The organism is Niveispirillum sp. FG156 (assembly GCF_057809555.1).
On sequence record NZ_JBMDKE010000108.1, the window covers coordinates 1 to 315 of the forward strand.

Annotated in this window: 1 pseudogene; it reads left to right on the forward strand. The window is 64.1% G+C overall.

Going from position 1 to position 315, the window contains the following annotated elements:
- Nucleotides 1-79: 79 nt before the first annotated feature.
- Nucleotides 80-315 (forward strand): annotated as a pseudogene (locus tag ACODSP_RS28270) (transposase); the annotation flags it as partial.

Below are 315 nucleotides of genomic sequence, written 5' to 3' on the forward strand. Positions count from 1 at the left end.
ATGCCGGGGCGCAGGCGGCCTTTAAAAAAACTTCCCCTGCCTGAGCCGTGATGCCCTGCCGGCCTCGGCAGCCGGCAAAGCGATCGAAGTGTGGTTCCAGGACGAGGCCAGGGTCGGACAGAAAGGCTCGATCGAGTATGTCTGGGCACCGGTCGGTTCGCGACCGCCGATGGTGCGCGACAACCGGCATGGCTCGGTACACCTGTTCGGCGCCATCTGTCCGGCCCGCGGCATCGGTGCCGCCATCATCATGCCAGCCGTCAATACCGAAGCGATGAACCACCATCTGAACGAGATCAGCACCCAGGTGGCGAC